At 63.3% G+C, this 17,386-nt stretch carries 13 protein-coding genes and 1 riboswitch; of the genes, 7 read left to right on the top strand and 6 right to left on the bottom strand.

What is annotated here, in order from left to right; all coding sequences use genetic code 11:
* Positions 1 to 29 precede the first annotated feature (29 nt).
* The gene (locus tag I2H31_RS17455) at positions 30 to 2,609 is read right to left on the bottom strand and encodes a T9SS type A sorting domain-containing protein (RefSeq protein ID WP_196294340.1); all 2,580 of its coding nucleotides are present in this window, start codon (positions 2,607 to 2,609) and stop codon (positions 30 to 32) included.
* Positions 2,610 to 2,856: 247 nt separating this feature from the next.
* Between I2H31_RS17455 and I2H31_RS17450 the strand changes: the two genes are divergently transcribed.
* A complete protein-coding gene (locus I2H31_RS17450) occupies positions 2,857 to 4,428 on the top strand; it encodes an MDR family MFS transporter (RefSeq protein ID WP_230687902.1) in 1,572 nt (523 codons plus the stop codon).
* Positions 4,429 to 4,490: 62 nt separating this feature from the next.
* Positions 4,491 to 4,713: riboswitch (cobalamin riboswitch) on the top strand.
* Positions 4,714 to 4,859: 146 nt separating this feature from the next.
* The gene (locus tag I2H31_RS17445) at positions 4,860 to 5,294 is read left to right on the top strand and encodes an acyl-CoA thioesterase (protein ID WP_196294339.1); all 435 of its coding nucleotides are present in this window, start codon (positions 4,860 to 4,862) and stop codon (positions 5,292 to 5,294) included.
* 405 nt (positions 5,295 to 5,699) lie between these two features.
* On the opposite strand, the gene I2H31_RS17440 is transcribed toward I2H31_RS17445, so the two are convergent.
* Positions 5,700 to 6,881: a putative sulfate/molybdate transporter gene (locus I2H31_RS17440; RefSeq protein WP_196294338.1), complete on the bottom strand. Its 1,182-nt coding sequence runs from the start codon at positions 6,879 to 6,881 to the stop codon at positions 5,700 to 5,702.
* 144 nt (positions 6,882 to 7,025) lie between these two features.
* Positions 7,026 to 8,339 (bottom strand): cation:dicarboxylate symporter family transporter, encoded by a 1,314-nt coding sequence (locus I2H31_RS17435; RefSeq protein WP_196294337.1) that lies wholly within the window; start codon positions 8,337 to 8,339, stop codon positions 7,026 to 7,028.
* Positions 8,340 to 8,527: 188 nt separating this feature from the next.
* Between I2H31_RS17435 and fdhD the strand changes: the two genes are divergently transcribed.
* The 3 genes from fdhD (at position 8,528) to I2H31_RS17420 (ending at position 12,561) form a co-directional block, all read left to right on the top strand.
* Positions 8,528 to 9,397, top strand: a complete 870-nt coding sequence (fdhD, locus tag I2H31_RS17430) for a formate dehydrogenase accessory sulfurtransferase FdhD (RefSeq protein ID WP_196294336.1) — start codon at positions 8,528 to 8,530, stop codon at positions 9,395 to 9,397.
* Between the two features lie 130 nt (positions 9,398 to 9,527).
* Positions 9,528 to 9,875: a DUF7009 family protein gene (locus tag I2H31_RS17425; protein WP_196294335.1), complete on the top strand. Its 348-nt coding sequence runs from the start codon at positions 9,528 to 9,530 to the stop codon at positions 9,873 to 9,875.
* A gap of 124 nt (positions 9,876 to 9,999) precedes the next feature.
* Entirely contained in the window at positions 10,000 to 12,561 is a 2,562-nt protein-coding gene (locus I2H31_RS17420; RefSeq protein WP_196294334.1) for an FdhF/YdeP family oxidoreductase, read from the top strand.
* 187 nt (positions 12,562 to 12,748) lie between these two features.
* Here the strand turns inward: I2H31_RS17420 and hemA are convergent, their stop codons facing one another.
* Entirely contained in the window at positions 12,749 to 14,020 is a 1,272-nt protein-coding gene (gene hemA / locus I2H31_RS17415; RefSeq protein WP_196294333.1) for a glutamyl-tRNA reductase, read from the bottom strand.
* Positions 14,021 to 14,271: 251 nt separating this feature from the next.
* Here hemA and I2H31_RS17410 point away from each other — a divergent pair, with 251 nt between their 5' ends.
* On the top strand, positions 14,272 to 15,324 hold the full coding sequence (locus tag I2H31_RS17410; protein ID WP_230687901.1) for a DMT family transporter: 1,053 nt from the start codon (positions 14,272 to 14,274) through the stop codon (positions 15,322 to 15,324).
* A gap of 117 nt (positions 15,325 to 15,441) precedes the next feature.
* On the opposite strand, the gene I2H31_RS17405 is transcribed toward I2H31_RS17410, so the two are convergent.
* Positions 15,442 to 15,996 carry a transposase gene (locus I2H31_RS17405; protein WP_196294332.1) on the bottom strand — a complete coding sequence of 185 codons (555 nt, stop codon included), beginning with the start codon at positions 15,994 to 15,996 and terminating at the stop codon, positions 15,442 to 15,444.
* A 143-nt stretch (positions 15,997 to 16,139) separates the two neighbouring features.
* On the bottom strand, positions 16,140 to 17,135 hold the full coding sequence (locus I2H31_RS17400; RefSeq protein ID WP_196294331.1) for an SDR family oxidoreductase: 996 nt from the start codon (positions 17,133 to 17,135) through the stop codon (positions 16,140 to 16,142).
* Here I2H31_RS17400 and I2H31_RS17395 point away from each other — a divergent pair.
* Positions 17,134 to 17,385, top strand: a complete 252-nt coding sequence (locus I2H31_RS17395) for a hypothetical protein (RefSeq protein WP_196294330.1) — start codon at positions 17,134 to 17,136, stop codon at positions 17,383 to 17,385. The genes I2H31_RS17400 and I2H31_RS17395 overlap by 2 nt on opposite strands.
* The last annotated feature ends 1 nt before the right edge of the window (position 17,386 follow it).

Here is a 17,386-nt window from a genome sequence, read left to right as displayed (position 1 = left end):
GGGCTTTTTGATGAGCCAGTGCCGGCCGCTTATTGCACTTGCAGGCGCGCCGACTGCGCGCCGTTGCGCACCAGGTACACGCCCGGCGCCAGGCCTTCCAGGCTGAGCGTTTCGCCCGCCGGCTGCTGGCGCAGGAGGCGGCCGGTGAGGTCCAGCAGCTGCACCGTGCCGCCCGTGGCGCCCAGCACCTGCACGCGGCCCTGGGCTGGGTTGGGCAGCAAGGTGAGCCGCGCGGGGGCGAGGCCGGTGGTGCCGCAGGAAGCGGTTGCCACCGGCGAGTATGACTCCGTGCCGTCGGCATCAACCTGGCGCAGGCGGTAGTACGCCGCGCCCGTCGCGCTACGGTCAGTGAAGGCGTAGCTGCCGCCCGTGGCCGAGGTGCCCAGGCCTTCCACAAAAGAGAGCGCCGTGAATTTCTGGCCATCAGCGGCGCGCTGCACTTCAAAGCCGCGCGAGTTTTTCTCCGACGCCGTGCGCCAGCTCAGCGCCACATCGGTGCCGCGGCACTCGGCCGTGAAACTCACCAGCGCCACCGGCAGCGGCAGCACGGCCGCCGTGGTGCCGTTGATGCGGTAGCTGACGGCGTCGGGCAATTGGCTGGCCACCACAAAGTCGAGGTCGCCGTCGCCGTCGAGGTCGCCCAGCACAATGTTGCGCGGGCCGCTGTTGGCGGTGGCATACGTGGTGGACACTGCCGTTGCAAAGCCTGTGTTGGCCGCATTGCGCAGGATGGTGCTCACCGTGCGGCCGTTCAGGTTGTTGTAGTTGGCCGCCATGATGTCCAGGTAGCCGTCGGCGTTCACGTCGCCCAGCGCCACGCTGATGGGGTCGGCTCCCACCCCAAGTTCGATGCCGCTGGTAGCAATGGAGCCAACGCCGGTGGACGCGTTTAGCAGCACCGAGACGCTGTTGGCGTCGCGGTTGGCGGTTACGAGGTCCACTTTGCCGTCGGCGTTCACATCGCCCGCAACCACTCCGTAAGGCGTTGCGCCAACCGTCGAAGTAACCCGCGTGGCAAATGCGAGCGCCCCGGGCGAGCCCGTGGTATTGCGGTAGATGTTCACGTTGTTAGGGCCGCTGCTTGCCACGGCAATGTCGAGCAGGCCGTCGTTGTCGAAGTCGGCCAGGGCCACGCTGGCGGGGGCACTGTTGTTTCCGTTGGCCACGGTGGCGCCCGTGATAAAGCTGGTGGCCGTGAGCGTAGAGCTAACCGCCAAGCCATTGGCGGCTTGCACCGCCGCCGGCAACAACACATTCTGCAGCACCGTCAGGTCGTTGCTGTCAAAATTAGCCGTCACAATGTCCAAATCCCCATCCGCGTCGACGTCGCCCAGCGCCACGCCGAAGGGTGTGGTGCCCACGGCGTATTGCTGGCTGGTGGCAAAGCTGACCGTGCCGGCCGCGGTGCCGGTGTTTCGAAACACGCTCACGTTGTTGGGGCCGGAATTGGCCGTGACGATGTCCAGCCGGCCGTCGCCGTTCACATCGCCCACCGCCATGCCGTAGGCAATGGCGTTGGTGGGCAGGTTGAGGACGACACGAGCCGCGAAGGTGGGTGCGGCCGGACTGCCGCTGTTGCCGGTGTTCCGAAACACGCTCACGTTGGCCTCGCTGGCCACAATGATGTCCAGCCGGCCGTCGCCGTCCACGTCGGCCGTGGCCACGCCGCGCGGATTGGTGCCCACGCCAGGATTTTGGGCTCCGCTGAAGGTGCCGTTGCCGGTACCGTTGTTTTGCGTGGCCACCGTGAACTGGTACACCTGCGCGTTGTTGCTGGCCTGGCCCAGGGCGGCGCTCACCACCGTATTGGGCACCGTCACGCTGATTACTTCGCCGGCTTTGTAGTAGCGCGCGGGCGTGATGGTAGCAGTGTTGCCGCTGATGGTGGGTACTTTTTTCAGGTTCAGCAATCCCCCGTACTGACTGCTGAAAATGTTGGTTTCCAGAACTGCTGCCGCCGTGGTGGGCGCGGTGAAAGTCAAATCCACGTCACTGGTGCGGTCCACGCCCAGCTGGTTGCGGGTGGGCGCCAGCGCCGTCAGCGCGAAAGGCGTGGAAGCCACCACGGTGAACGGCGCCGTGAGGTACGTGTTGTAGACGGAGGAGGAAGGGGGCTGCACCGCCGCCAGCACTGAGATGCCATCTATCAGCACATCCAACTTCTGTACGTTGGTGACGGCCGGGTAGAAGCGCTGCGACGCGCTGAACCGCACCCGGTAGGTGCCGGGCGCCAGCGTCAGGGTTTGCTGAAACTGGGTGGCGCCTTGCAAAAAGGCTACCCGGCTGCCGTCGGGCGGCGTGCTGGGCGAAAATCCCGCCCCGGTGTTGGCGATGCCCGAGCCGCCGTTGAACGTCCAGACCGCGCCGGTGGGAATGTAGCCATAAGTGCCATTGGCCAGCGGGTCGGCACTCTCGAAGCTGGCGTTGGCCACGGCCCCGGCTGCCTGGGTGGTGCCCGTCAGGACTTGCACTTGGTCGATGAAGGCGGTGTTGTCGCCGGTCGTGACCGTGCCGCGAAACGTCAGAACCGGATTAGTGGCGTGTGAGGCGGGAGCATTGGCCAGAAGCAGGCCGAGTGCGAGTGGGGTTAAGCGTAAGAATGATTTCATACAGAAAAAGGACAGCAAAAATTGTCAACCACAAAATTATAGCATTTATAGCGCATCCAGTATGATAATGCAACGAAAAGTGACAAATGTCACTTTATGCAAATGGCCTCAGTTGGCAGTTGAGAGGTGTGCTATTGGCACTTTTTCGATGGGTTGTAATGGCTGAAGCCGGTGTTACGGCGGTGCTTTTGTAACCTGCCAAGGTGCCTGCGCCGTTCTACCGCTCTCCACCTTCCGCACTGCTGTTTTGACCGAGACCCTCACCCACCGCCAGAAGATGTTCACCTTCGGCGGCATTTTGCTGGCCATGTTTCTGGGGTCTCTGGACCAAACCATTGTCTCGACGGCCCTGCCGCGCATTGTGGCCGATTTGCACGGTTTGGATAGGTTTACGTGGGTGGCCACGGCCTACCTGGTGGCCAGCACGGCGCTGGTGCCCATCTATGGCAAGCTGGCCGATATGTATTCGCGGCGCACGATTGAGGTGACGGCGGTGAGCATTTTTCTGGTGGGCTCGATGCTGTGCGGGCTGGCCGGCGAGTTTGGGCCGCTGCCGCTGCTGGGCGATGGCATGAACCAACTGGTGCTGTTTCGGGCCGTGCAGGGACTGGGCGGCGCGGGGCTGTTTGCCATGGCCTTCATCATCATCGCCGACTTGTTTGCGCCGGCCGAGCGGGGGCGCTACCAGGGCTTCACGGGGGCGGTGTTTGGCACCTCGTCGGTGCTGGGACCATTGCTGGGCGGCTTTCTCACGGACCGGGGTACGGGCCTGATTCCCGGGGTGGCGGGCTGGCGGCTGGTGTTCTACGTGAACCTGCCGCTGGGCGCGCTGGCCCTGTGGTTCATCCTCACCCAAATGCCGCCTCTGCGTCCGCAAACGGCGCCGAAGAAGTTCGATTTCCTTTCCGCCGTGCTGCTCATGGTGGGGCTGGGGCCGCTGGTGGTGGCCCTGCAGCTCAACAAAGCCGTGTACGGCTGGACTTCGCCCCTCACGCTGGGCCTGCTGGCGGTGGCGGCGCTGGCGCTGGGCTTGTTTGTGGTGCGCAGCCTGCGCCACGAAAACCCCATTCTCAACTTCGGGCTCTTCAAAAACACCGTGTTTCGCACCGCCAACGGGGCGCTGTTTCTGATGGGCGGGGCCTTCCTCGGCGTCATCATCTTCGAGCCTTTGTTCATGGTGAACGTGCTGGGCGAAAGCGCCACCCGCGCCGGCATCAGCCTGATTCCGATGTCGCTGGGCGTGGTCACGGGCTCCATGCTGGCAGGGCAGATGGTGTCGCGCTTCGGCCACTACAAGCGCTGGATGCTGGCCGGCCTGTCGCTGTTGCTGGTGGGGCTGTCGCTGCTGGCCACCATGCCGGTGGACGTGCCCTACTACCGCGTACTCGTGTTTCTGGCCATTTGCGGGCTGGGATTGGGGCCCACTATGCCGCTCTACACCCTGGCCGTGCAAAACGCCACCGAGCCCGCGCTCATGGGCCAGGCCACCTCGGCCAGCCAGTTTTTCCGGCAGATTGGCGGGGCCATTGCGGCCTCGGTGCTGGGCACGGTGCTCACCCTCACCCTGGCCCAACACCTGCCCGCCACGGCCGCTGGCCCCGCTGCCCGGCAAACCGTGGTGGCCGAAGGACCGGCCCTGCCCTCGGCTGCCGCCACCGGCCGGCCGAATGAGCAGGTGCGCCAGGCCTTTTCCAAGGCCGTGTCGCGGGTGTATTTCTGCAATATTTTCCTGGTGGTGGGCGGGCTCATCATGACGCTCTTCATCCCGGAGCTGCCATTGCGTAAGGCCAACCAGCGGGTGCCCGTGGCCGTGGAGTAGCGTCGGCAGCACCCGCACCCAGCGGCTGGCCGTACCTTCGCCCCGTTGGTTCTTAGGTTGAATTCCTTCAATCAGCGGACGGTTTCCGGCCGGACTCACCTCCTGGCGGGAATTAAAAGGGAATCGGGTGCAACTCCCGAACAGACGCGCTACTGTAAGTTTCCCGGCCCCGGTGGGCCGGAGCCGGTGCCCCGACGCACACCCATTGGCCTGCTTGCCGCGGGCTGAGAAGGGCGGGGCTCACCCGAAACAAGTCAGGAGACCTGCCGGCCGCCGAGTGATGCTGCCCTCGCGCTTTGGGGCTGGCATTGGCGGTGCCGTGCCGCTGCGCCGTGGGCGCGGCCGGTGGCGGCCGGCTGGTGGCGGCTTTGCTCAGAACAGGGCTTGAATACAGCAGGAGGCCGTTTTCCTCTCTTTTTTTCCTGTTGCCCATGCTCCTTGCCGACCGCATTGCCCGTGCCGAAACGCGCATTTTCAAGGCCGTTTTTCCCAATACCACCAACCATTACGACACGCTGTTTGGCGGGACCACGCTGCTGCTCATGGACGAAGTGGCCTTCATCGCCGCCACCCGGTTCTCGCGCCTCAAAATGGTGACCGTGTCCTCCGAGCGGGTCGATTTTACGCACCCCATTCCCGGCGGCTCGCTAGTGGAGCTGGTGGCCAGCATCGAGCACGTCGGCAACACCAGCCTGAAGGTGCGCGTCGAGCTGTTTGTGGAGCAGATGTATTCCGACGAACGCCACAAGGCCGTCACGGGTCTCTTCACCTTCGTGGCCGTGGACGAGCACAAGCAGCCCGTGCGCATTCTGCCGGCGGCCGAAGCCGCCTTACCAACGCTGGTAACGCCGCCTTTGGCCTCCTAACCACCGTTGCCAGCGTTGGTAATGGCATCTTTGGGCTTAAAGCCAGCCTTACCAACGTTGGTAAGGGCACCTTTGTCCTAAACCTTGCCTTACCAACGCTGGTAAGGGCATCTTTGGTCCCAAACCTAGCCTTACCAACACTGGTAAAGCCATTTTCGACTTTAAAAGGAAGCTTCCCAAACTTGGGAAGCAAGGTTTTGCCCTAAAGATGGCTCCCATAGTTTGGGGTGGCCACCTTTGGCGCTGTAGGTGCCCACCCCAAACTTGGGGAGGTGGTTTTAGCGCTTAATAAGACTCCCCAAGTTTGGGGCGGGCACCTACAGCGCCAAAGGTGGCCACCCCAAACTATGGGAGCAAGGTTTAGCGCCAAAACCTCCGCCCATAGTTTGGGGTGGCCCCTGGCCGCTAGAGCTTGCCCAGCCCCACCCAGCCGCGGCGCATGGCGTAATAAATGGCAGTGCCCACCACCAGCCCCACCAGGTAGCCATAGGGCAGCCCGGCGCTCAGCAGCCCCACCAGCAGCGCCACCAGCAAGTCGGCCCGCTGCTCGCTGATGTCGCGCAGCAGCGCGGCCAGGGACAGTGCCTCGAACAGCAGCAGCACGCCCAGCACCGGCAGCGGAAATATCTGCACCACTTCGGCAAAGCCCTGGCTGAAAAACAGCCCCATCACCAGGAAAATACCGCCGTAGATGACCACTGAGCCGCCCGTGCGCGCCCCGAACGCATAATGCCCCACCATGCCGCCCGAGCCGTGGCACACCGGAAAGCCGCCCAAAAATGGATTCACCAAGTTCATCAGCGCATAGGTGAAGCTGATTTTGCGGGTCGTCAATTGCCGTTCGGGAAATAGGTCCTGCGCCACCTGCCGGGTGGCCAAAACGGAGTTGCCGAGCGACAGCGGAATCTGAGGCAGCGCCAGCAGCAGCGCGCCGGTGAGGATGTCCGGCGTTTCGGGCAGGTGCCAGGCAGGCAAGTGTAGGCCCACGGCCTTTTGCGCGGTGGCCAAATCGAGCTTGAACACCAGCGCATACGCCACGCCCAGCGCAATGACGAGCAGTGCCGCCGGCCAGCGCCGGTTGCCAAACAGCACCACCGTCACCACGAAAGCCGCCGCGGCCAGCGCGTAGCCGGCCGCGCCATCGGCGCCCACGTACTTGGTGAGGGCCAGCGTGGCCAGCTGCAAGGCCAGCCCAAACTGAATGCCGCGCACCACGGCCTTGGGCACCAGCCGCGCCAGCGCATCAATCAGCCCCGTCACGGACAGGAAAAACATGCCGACGCCAATGGCCAGCCCGCCCCCAAAAATCAGCCTGCCGGGCAGCTTCTGGGCAATAACCAGCGCCGCGAAGGCCTTGAGCGGCTGCACCGGCATGGGCATGCGGTACCAGAGCCCGGTAAACACCTGCATCAGCCCGAACAAGATGAGCACCGAAGCGCTGTCGATGCCCGAGGCGGCGATGACGCCGATGAGCAGCGGCAAGTCAGTGCCCAGGTCGCCGAACGCGCCGGCCAGCTCGTTGCGGTCGAAGCGGATGGGCGGGCGGGCGGGGGCGGGGCGGGGCGGGGGAAGGGTTACGGGTTGCATAGAGACAAAGGTGGGAAGGTAGAACGTCATGCAGAGCGCAGCGCAGCATCTTGCCCGCAGGCACTAGTGCTTCCAATTGAGTTTACTGTTGCGGTAAAGATGCTTCGCTACCGCTCTGCATGACGTTCTTTTATCACACTGCCCCTACTTACGGTTCTTCAGCAGGCGGGCCAGCTCGCTGGCTTGCTCGGCGGCTTCGCCCAGGTACTCGCCGCTGGTGTAGCCCCGGCGGAAGCGCAGTGGCTTGAGGCGCTTGCCCAGCGCCTCCACGGCCATCTCGTGGTCGAGGGCGCCTTCGTGGTGGGCCAGGAAAACGGTGGCCACGCCGTTGCCAATGAAGTTGGTGATGCTGCGGGCTTCCGACATAAACCGGTCCACGCCCAGCAGCAGGGCCAGGCCTTCCACCGGAATCACCTTCATGGCCGTGAGCGTGCTGGCCAGCACCACAAAGCCGCTGCCCGCCACGCCCGCCGCGCCCTTGGAAGTGACCATGAGAATGCCCATCATGGTCAGAACCTGAGCGCCGGAAAGCTCAACGTGGAACACCTGGGCCAGAAACAGGGTGGAGAGCGAAAGGTAGATGGTGGTGCCGTCGAGGTTGAAGGAGTAGCCCGTGGGCACCACCAGCCCCACCACCGGCTGGGCACAGCCCATGCGCTCCAGCTTTTCCATGAGGCCCGGCAGGCCGGCTTCGGAGGACGACGTGCCCAGTACAATCAGCAGCTCCGCTTTTAGGTATTTCAAAAACGACCACACGCCCACGCCACAGTAGCGCAGAATAGCCCCCAGCACCAGAAAAACGAACACGCCCATGGTCAGGTACACCGTCACCATCAGCTTGCCCAGCGGCAGCAGCGTGGCGATGCCGTATTTGCCAATGGTGAAGGCCATGCCGCCAAACGCCCCGATGGGCGCCAGCAGCATCACGAGGTGCAGCCCGCGAAAAACGTATTTGGAAGCCTCTTTCAGGAAGTGAATGACGGGTTTGCGGCCGGCGTACTTGCTGAGCGCAATGCCCAGCGCGATGGCCACAATGAGTACTTGCAGCGTCAGATTATCGGCCAGAAAGTGGCCCCACGAGAACTCTGTGGCCCGTTTGGTGAACTCGCCCACCTTCCCGGCATCAAGCCGGCCGGTACTCACGCCCGCGCCCGGCCGCACCAGCGCCGCCACGCCCACCCCAATGAGCAAGGCCAGCGTGGTCACGATTTCAAAGTACAGCAAGGCCTTCCCGCCAATGCGCCCCACCTTCTTCAGGTCGCCCATGGTGCTAATGCCCAGTGTGATGGTAAGGAAGATAATCGGGTTGATGAACAGCTTCACCACGTCGATAAACCGCTTGCCCAGCGGCTCCATCTGCACGGCCGCGGCGGGCCGGAAGTGGCCCAGCAGCGCCCCGGCCACGATGGCCAGCAGCACCCAAAGCGTGAGGTTGCGGCTGAGTTTCTTGAGTTTCATGGGCAGCGGCGGGTAGGGACGGGGAGTGAAAGGAAAGGACTCACAAGAACGTCATGCGGGCAAGAACGTCATGTCGAGCTTGTCGAGACATCTCGCGTGCCACCACCAATCCTTTTGTTTGACGTTTGGTTTAGTGACAGCACGCGAGATGTCTCGGCAAGCTCGACATGACGTTATAACTATTCCCAATGGACCCTGCCATCCTGCTCCCTGCCGCCAGCTACGAATTCGCCAGCATCCAGAAAGTGAGCGGCGCCGGCCCGCCCGTGCCCGCTTCCGACCAGCTGGCCGCCGAAGAGCCCCTGGAAATCCGCATTGGCTACGAAACCGCCGGCCAGCGCCAACACCGCACCCTCTCCGTGACCATGCGCACGCCCGGCCACGACGAAGAGCTAGCCGCCGGCTTCCTGCTCACCGAAGGCCTGATTCACCATAAAAACGACCTGCTGGGTATTATTCCCTGCCCCGACGTGCAGAAAGCCGAAGAAGCCGGCAACGTCGTCCGTGCCGAGCTGGCGGCCCATGTGCAAGTCGATTTCGCGGCCCTGGAACGGCACTTTTACACCAGCTCCAGCTGCGGCGTGTGCGGCAAAACCAGCATCGATGCCGTGCGCACCGCCTCTTGCCCGGTGCTGCCGAATGAGGGGCCACGCATCGGCTACGAAACGGTGCACCAGCTGCCCGGGAAGCTGCGCGCCGCCCAGGCCGGCTTCGAGCAAACCGGTGGACAGCACGCCTCGGCCCTGTTTTCGCCGGCCGGCGAGCTGCTGCTGCTGCGCGAAGACGTGGGCCGCCACAACGCGTTGGACAAAGTCATCGGCGCGGCGCTGCTGGCCGACTGGCTGCCGCTGCACCAGCACGTGCTGCTGGTAAGCGGCCGCGTCAGCTTCGAGCTGGTGCAGAAAGCGGCCGCCGCCGGCATCGGAATTTTGGCGGCGGTGGGGGCCCCCAGCAGCCTGGCCGTGCAGGCGGCCGAGAGCTTTGGGATGACGGTGCTGGGTTTTGTGCGCCACGAGCGGTACAACGTGTATTGCCACGGCTGGCGGCTGGTCAGCTAGCAGTTAGCATTCATCAGTTAACATTTAACAATCCCAAGCCCGGCTTCAACTAACGAATGAAGCTGCGCGTAACACAGCATCCGGGGCTGGGCGCCGGGGGTGAAACGATAACTATTAACCGGTAAACGACATGAAGCTTCGCATCGAAGACGACACCCTCCGCTTGCGCCTCTCCGGGGCCGAAGTAGAAGAATTTGCCCGCACCGGCCGGGTCGAAAGCTCCGTGCATTTTGGCACCACGCCCGAGCAGCGCCTCACCTACGCCCTGGAGCGCGGCTCTGAGCCAGCCCAGACCCTCCCTCACGCCGAGCCCGTGCAGGTGCACTACGAGCCGGGCGCCCTCACCGTGCTGGTGCCTTTCGCGCTGGCCAAAGCCTGGGTCGAAACCGACCAGAACGGTTTTTCGCACGACCTGCCCCTGGCCGAAAACGAGCGCCTCCACATCTTGGTCGAAAAGGATTTATCCTGTGAGCACTGAGTTTACAGTGAACAGTTATCAGTGAGCAGTGAACAGTTAGCAATGACCTCACTTGGTACGGTTCTGCCCTCCTAATCCCCTGATAAAATTGATAACTCCTCACTGATAACTGTTCACTGAAATCATGCCCGATACCCCGCACTCCCCCCAAAACGACCCCGCGCAGGCCGGCAAAACCTACCAGCAGGGCGCCGAAGCTAATGCTCCCAAAAGCGGCGAGCGGCCCGACCAGGGCGCCGCCCCCTCGCCCAACCACTACCGCTCCGACCCCAACCGCACCCACGTGCACGCCCACATCCCGGCGCCCGATGTGGCCGGCGCCAAGTACCAGCATCCGGTATTGGCCCAGCCGCCGGAGGCCCTCACCGGCCTGCACCTGGAAGAGCGCCAGAAAATAGCGGCCGGCGTCACGGCCGTGCTCAAGTCCATGCAGTTCAGCTGGAGCGAGGCGGGCCTGACGCGCGGCACCCAGGCCCTGCTGAAGATGAACCAGAAAGACGGCTTCGACTGCTCCAGCTGCGCCTGGCCCGACCCCGACGAGCACCGCTCGGTGGCCGAGTTCTGCGAGAACGGCGCCAAGGCCAGCGCCTCCGACTCGGACCACCGCGCCGCTGGCCCCGAGTTTTTCAGCAAGCACAGCTTGGCCGAGCTCTCGCGCATGACCGACCGCGACCTCAACAACGCCGGCCGCCTCACGCACCCGCTGGTGAAGCGGCCCGGCGACAACCACTACTCGCGCATTGCCTGGCCCGATGCCTTCGACATCATTGCCAAGGAGCTGAACGGCATGACGTCGCCCGATGAAGCCATCTTCTACACCTCGGGCAAGGTGCCCAACGAGCCGGCCTTCCTGTTCCAGCTGTTTGCCCGTGAGTTTGGCACCAACAACCTGCCCGATTGCTCCAACATGTGCCACGAGAGCAGCGGCTCGGGCCTCACGCCCACCACCGGCCTGGGCAAAGGCTCCGTCACGCTCAACGACATTCACGAGGCCGAGGTGCTCATCATCATGGGCCAGAACCCCGGCACCAACCACCCGCGCATGCTCACGGCCCTGCAAATCGCGAAGAAAAACGGCGCCAAAATCATCAGCGTCAACCCGCTGATTGAAGCCGGCCTCAACCACTTCCGCAACCCGCAGGACTTCATGAACCCGCTGAAGGCTATGGGCACCCTGCTCGGGGGCGGCACGCAGATTACCGACGTGTACCTGCAGGTGCGCATCGACGGCGACATGGCCCTGTTGCGCGGCATCATGAAGCATTTGTTTGAGGCCGAGGACCTGAACCCCGGTCAGGTGGTAGACCGCGCTTTTGTGGAGGAATTCACCACTGGCTTCGAGGAGTTCAAACAGAACATTCTCAGTACCAGTTGGGAAGACATCGAGGAAATCAGCGGCATCAGCCGTGCGCAGCTCTTGGAAGCGGCCAACCTGATTGCCCGCAAGCAGAAAATCATCGTGTGCTGGGCCATGGGCATCACGCAGCAGCGCCAGGGCGTGGAAACGGTGAAGGAAATCGTGAACCTGCTGCTCATGAAGGGCGCCATCGGCAAGCCCGGCGCGGGCACTTGCCCGGTGCGCGGCCACTCCAACGTGCAGGGCGACCGCACGATGGGCATCTGGGAGCGCATGCCGCAGCATTTCCTCGATTCGCTGGAAAAAGAATTCGGCTTCACGCCGCCCAAAAAGGAAGGCTTCGACGTGGTGGAATCCCTCAAGGCTATGCGCCTGGGGCACACCAAGGTGTATTTCAGCCTGGGCGGCAACCTGCTGGCTGCCGGCCCCGACACCGAGATGATTGCCGAAGCCATGCGCCGGCAAAAACTAACCGTATTTGTGGGCACCAAGCTCAACCGCGGCCACCTCGTAACTGGCGAAACCAGCCTGCTGCTCCCCACCTTCGCCCACGCCGACATGGACATGCAGAAGGCCGGCCACCAGATGACCAGCTGCGAAAACTCCATGGGCGTGGTGAGCCAAAACAAGGGCGTGCTGGTGCCCGTGGAGGGCGACCAGCTCAGCGAAGTGGCCATCATTTGCGGCATGGCCATTGCCACGCTCGGCAGCAAGACCAAGACCGACTGGGTGGCCATGACGGAGAACTACGACGTCATCCGCGACCACATCGCCCGCGTCATCCCCAGCTTTGAGGACTACAACCACAAGCTGCGCAAGCCGGGCGGCTTCTACCTGCCCAACGGCCCCCGCGAGCGGAAATTCACCACCGACAACGGCAAAGCCAACTTCAGCAAAACCACGCTGGAGAAATACCCCCTGGAGCCCGACCAACTGGTGCTGATGACCGTGCGCTCGCACGACCAGTTCAACACCACCATTTACGAGTACAACGACCGGTACCGCGGCATCCACGGCGAGCGCCGCGTGCTCTTCATGAACCCTGCCGACATGCAAGCCCGCGGCATCAAAGCCAAGGACCTTATCGACATCACGAGCCACTACAAAGGCGAGCAGCGCCGCGTCGAGAAGTTCGTGGCCGTGCCCTACGATATTCCCAAGGGCAACGTTTCGGCCTACTTCCCGGAGGCTAATCCGCTGGTGCCTATCGGCTCGGTGGCCAAAGTCAGCAACACGCCCACTTCCAAATACGTGGTGGTGACAGTGGTGCCCACAGCTGCGAACAACGACGTGCGCATTCAGGAGCGGGAGAAAATGATGGCGGAATAGCCACCTGTCATTGCGAGCACAGCGAAGCAACCCGTCCTGTCAACCCCAGACACGCTCTTTTACCAGAAAGCCCCGGCACCATTGGTACCGGGGCTTTTTGTTTGGGCTTGTCACATTACTGGGTTGGTCGCTGAGAACAGGACGGATTGCCACGGCCTGCGGCCTCGCAATGACAGACGGAAAAAGCTTAAACCGCCGCCGGCTGCTTTTCCAAATCAAACAGCTCGCCCAGCAGCTCCACCAGCTGCCCGGCGTCGTCGCGCTTGCAGGCGGCTTTGAGCTGCAGCACGTGTTGCTTCAGCACCTTTTGCATCAGCGAGCGGGTGGCCTCGTCGAGGAGCTTGCTTTCGGCGGGCGTGGCTTTTTTCTGGAACCGGTCCAGCTCTTCCTGGCGCAGCTGCTCCAGGCTGGCTTTCACGCGCTGGATGATGGGCGACACCATCATTTCCTTGCTCCACTCGCTGAGGCCGGCAATGCTTTCGCCGATGATGGCGCGCACCTGCGGCACGGCGGCCAGGCGCATTTCCAGCGCGGCCGAGGCTTTGCTTTGGATGGCGTCGATGTTGTAGACCAGCACACCGGGCACTTGCTCCACGTCGGCCGCAATGCTGCGCGGCACGCTCAGGTCGATGAAAAACTTGAAGCTGAGCACGTCGAGGTGCTGCACCAGTTCTTTGGTAAAGAAAGGCTCGGCGCGGTTTATCGAAGAGATGATGACGTCGGCTTCCTTGAGCGCGGGCACCAGATTCTCAAAATCAACGATGTTCATGCCGCACTCCTCGGCCAGCGACTCGGCCTTGGCGCGGGTGCGGTTGCAGAGGGTGATGCTGCCAAAGGCCTTGCTGGCAGCCAGGTGGCGGCACACGTCGGCCCCAATTTCGCCCAGGCCCACCACCAGCACGTTGGGGTTGGCCACATCGGCGGTCAGCTCTTCCACCAGCTCCAGGGCGGCGTAACTCACCGAGGCGGCGCCGTCGCGGAAGCTGGTTTCGGTTTGCACGCGCTTGTTGGTGAAGAACACCGTGTGCAGCAGGCGGTGCAGGAAGGGGCCGGCGGCGTCGGCATCGGCGGCCCACTGGTAGGCCGTTTTCACTTGGTTGCTGATTTGCAGGTCGCCCACCACCTGCGCGTCGAGGCCCATGGCTACTTCAAAAAGGTGCTGCACGGCCGCGTCGGCATCGGTCAGCAGGTCGAAGTAGGGCAGAAACTGGCCGATGTCGGCGCGGTCCTTGAGGTGGCCCAGGGCGAGGATGACTTCGCGGCTGCGGTCGTCCTCGGCGGCGTAGTAAACTTCGGTGCGGTTGCAGGTGCTGAGCACGAGCAAGTCGGAGAGACCCAACTCGTTGTGCAGCGTGTGTAGAAAGCGGCGACAAGCGGCCTCGTCTAAAGAAAGCAGCTCGCGGATGGCCAGCGGCGCTTTCTTAAAGGATAGGCTAACGGCCTTGAACGGATGGGACATAGAATAGACGACACGAAATCGGACTACAAAATTACGGCAGGATTTCGGTACGCCCTACCAACAACCAACGCCCGGGCTGGGTTCGCGGCCCAAACCTGACGAATATCAGCCACCGGGCCGGCCCCAGGCGCCGCAAACGCCGCTGGCCTGCCAGCGGCTGATAAAAATCAGTCGCCCCGCGCCCGCACCCGCGCCCCAAAACCGCAACTTTCCGGAAGAACCGCCGTGCCCAGGGCCCGTACCTTTGCGTTATGTTACCGAAAAACGTTTCTGCTGCTGATTCTCCACTCGCTTCGCGCCCCGCCGGGGTTGCCTCGGGCGGACCAGCAGCCAGCGGCACCCTGGGAGCCGCCGGCGCCACCGACGAAACCGCGTCGCTGGAAGCCGAGGAAGCCATTGCCGCACCTGCGCCCGCCGTTACCTCTCCCGTGGCGTGGCTCTTGCTGCTGGTGCTGGCCTCCATCTGGGGCACGTCGTTCATTCTGATGAAGAAGGGCCTGGTGGTGTTTTCGGCCATGGAGCTGGGCGCTACCCGCGTCACGGTGGCCTCGCTGCTGCTGCTGCCGTTTGCCCTGCGCCACGTGGGCAGCGTGGAGCGCAGCCGGTTCAAGTGGCTGGCACTGAGTGGGGTGGTGGGCACGTTTATCCCGGCTTTCCTTTTTGCTTATGCCGAAACCAAGCTGGCTTCGGGGCTGGCGGGCGTGCTCAATGCTCTCACGGTGGTGTTTACGCTGCTGGTGGGGGCGCTGCTGTTTGGGCAGCGGCTCACGGCGCTGCGGGTGCTGGGCATCACGCTGGGCCTGGTGGGCACGGTGTTGATGCTGCTGCTCGGCGGCAGCGGCGGCGCGGAAACGCCCACGGGCGAGGGCAACGCTTGGTACGGGGTCTATATTCTGATTGCTACAATCGGCTACGGCTTGAGCGTCAACGTCATCAAGCACAAGCTGGGTGGCCTGACGCCGGTGGCCGTCACGTCGGTGCTGCTCATGCTTATTGGCGGGCCGGCGCTGGCGTATCTGCTGCTCGGTACTGATTTTGTGCACAAGCTGGCCACGGTGCCGGGCGCCTGGGCCGCGTTTGGCTACATCGCGCTGCTGGCCACCATGAGCACGGCGGTGGCCATGGTGCTGTTTAATAAGCTTATTCAGCAGTCCACGGCGCTGTTTGCCTCATCCAGCACCTACCTCATCCCCATCGTGGCCCTGGCCTGGGGCGCCCTCGATGGCGAAGCCTTCAACCTCTGGCATTTCGCGGGCATGGTGGTCATCCTGGCCGGCGTGCTGATTATTCACCGGGCCAAGTAGGCGAGTGAGAAACCGCCTGTCATCCTGAGCACAGCGAAGGACCTTCTCACGTTGAAACGATTAGTTCGGGCGTGAGAAGGTCCTTCGCTGTGCTCAGGATGACAGTCGATTACCGTTTTACTCGTTTACATAGGGCCACTCCTGGAACCAAGCGGGCAGGCCGGCCTGGCGGGCGTTGCCGCGCACGTAGGCCAGCAGGCGGGTGAGCTCGGCCTCGTCCTGCACCTCGTATTCAAACCAACCCACTTGCCAGAATTCGGCTTCGGGCGGGAGCTTGGGGCGCACCAGCCGGCGGCAATTGGTGCCGGTGCGCAGGTGCAGCAGGTCGATGGCTTTGGCGAAGGACAAGCCGCTGGCGGCGGGCAAATGCAGCACCAGGTGTGCGTGGTTGGGCAAAATGGCGAAGCCGTGCACCACGAAACCGGTTTCCTCCAGCATCATGATTTCGCCGGCCAGCACTTCGGCCATCTTCTCGTTTTCGAAGTAGCTAGGGCCGGTGGGCGCGCGGTCGAGCACGGCGTCGAACCTGGCGAAGAACTGCTTTTGGGCGCGGCGGTGGTCGGTGCCGGCAACTTGGGCCTGGCGCAGCTCGGCCTTCAGCTCGCGGCCGGTAGCGGCGGGGATGGTGCCGTGCAGGCGGAAAGTCAGAAAAGAGGTTTCGCCGGGAGCCATGCCTTGCAGTGCTGGAATTGGCCCATAAGGTACTCCGCCGCCGTAAATAATTGGTTTTATAGCTGCTGGCTGAGGGCTGCTCACCAAAACGCCTCCCGCCGGCAAACAGCGGCGGGAGGCGTTTGAACAGGTTTTGGGGCCGGCTACTTCCGGCGCAGCAGCGCCACCAGGGCGCCGCCGGCCACGGCCGCCACCACGCCCGCCACGGCCGGATGCAGGCTGGAACGGGTGTACAGGCTCTTTTGCATCACGTAGCCGGGGTGGTCGCCGTGCACGTGGCCGTCGCGCACGTAGGGGCCGTGCAGCGAGCCGCTGGGCTGGCGCGGGGGCTCGTCGCGGGCCTGCATTTTCATGGTCACCTTTTCGTTCACCAGGTCCATGGCGGCGGGCAGGTGCTTGTTCATGCTGCTGAACATCTTTCCGCCCCCGCCAATGTAGATGTCGCGCTGCGGGTGCTCGCAGGCGTGAATGATGGCGTTGGCCACCTCCTCGGGCGCGTACACGGGCGGCGGCAGCTTGGGCTCGCGGTCCATGTAGTTTTTGGCGTGCTGCGGGAAGGGCGTGTTGATGGCCGCCGGCTTGATGAGCGTCACCGAAATGGGATAGCCCGACTCGGCCAGCTCGATGCGCAGCGCGTCGGTGAAGCCCTTGATGGCGTGCTTGCTGGCCGAGTACATGCCTTGCAGCGGAAAGGCGATGTCGGAGGCCACGCTGCCGAGGTTGATGAGGGCGCCGCCGTGCTGCTTCAGCAGCTTCACCGCCGTCAGCGAGCCATTCACCACGCCCCAGAAGTTGGTGGCAAACATGCGCTGGCTGTCCTCGTCGCTCACTTCCTCCAGCCGGCCCCAGATGGACGCGGCGGCGTTGTTTATCCACGTGTCCACGCCGCCGAACTCCTGCTGTGCGGTGGCGGCAATGCGCTCAATGTCGGGAATGCGGGCCACGTCGGCCACCACGGTGGCCACTTGCGCGCCGTGCTGGCGGAGCTGGCCGGCCACTTTTTCGAGGTCTTCGGCGCTGCGGGCGGCCAGCATGAGCCGGGCGCCGCGCTTGGCCGCCATCTGGGCCGTGCAGAGGCCAATGCCGCTGGTGGCGCCTGTAATCACCACCGTTTGCTGGTTGAGGGGTTTGAGCTTCATGTGGGAAATCAAAGTGGAAAGGTTTCCCCAGCTTACGCGCCCAGCCGCAGCCCGGATGCAACGGCCGAGGTTAACCCGCGACAAAGGCTGGGTGCCCGACTACGGTTTCAGCCTCGATATCACCTCAGCCACCTACGAAATGAACCCCGAAATGCAAAAAGGCAGCCCCTTGCAGAAGGCTGCCTTTTTACTAATGATAGGAATAAGGAATATTTATAAAGTAATCAGCTATAAATCAAGCCACAAGTGAT

Source organism: Hymenobacter ruricola (assembly GCF_015694525.1).
GTDB lineage: Bacteria > Bacteroidota > Bacteroidia > Cytophagales > Hymenobacteraceae > Hymenobacter > Hymenobacter ruricola.
The sequence above is the reverse complement of the archived record's forward strand: the minus strand, read 5'-3'. Positions and strand labels throughout refer to the sequence as shown.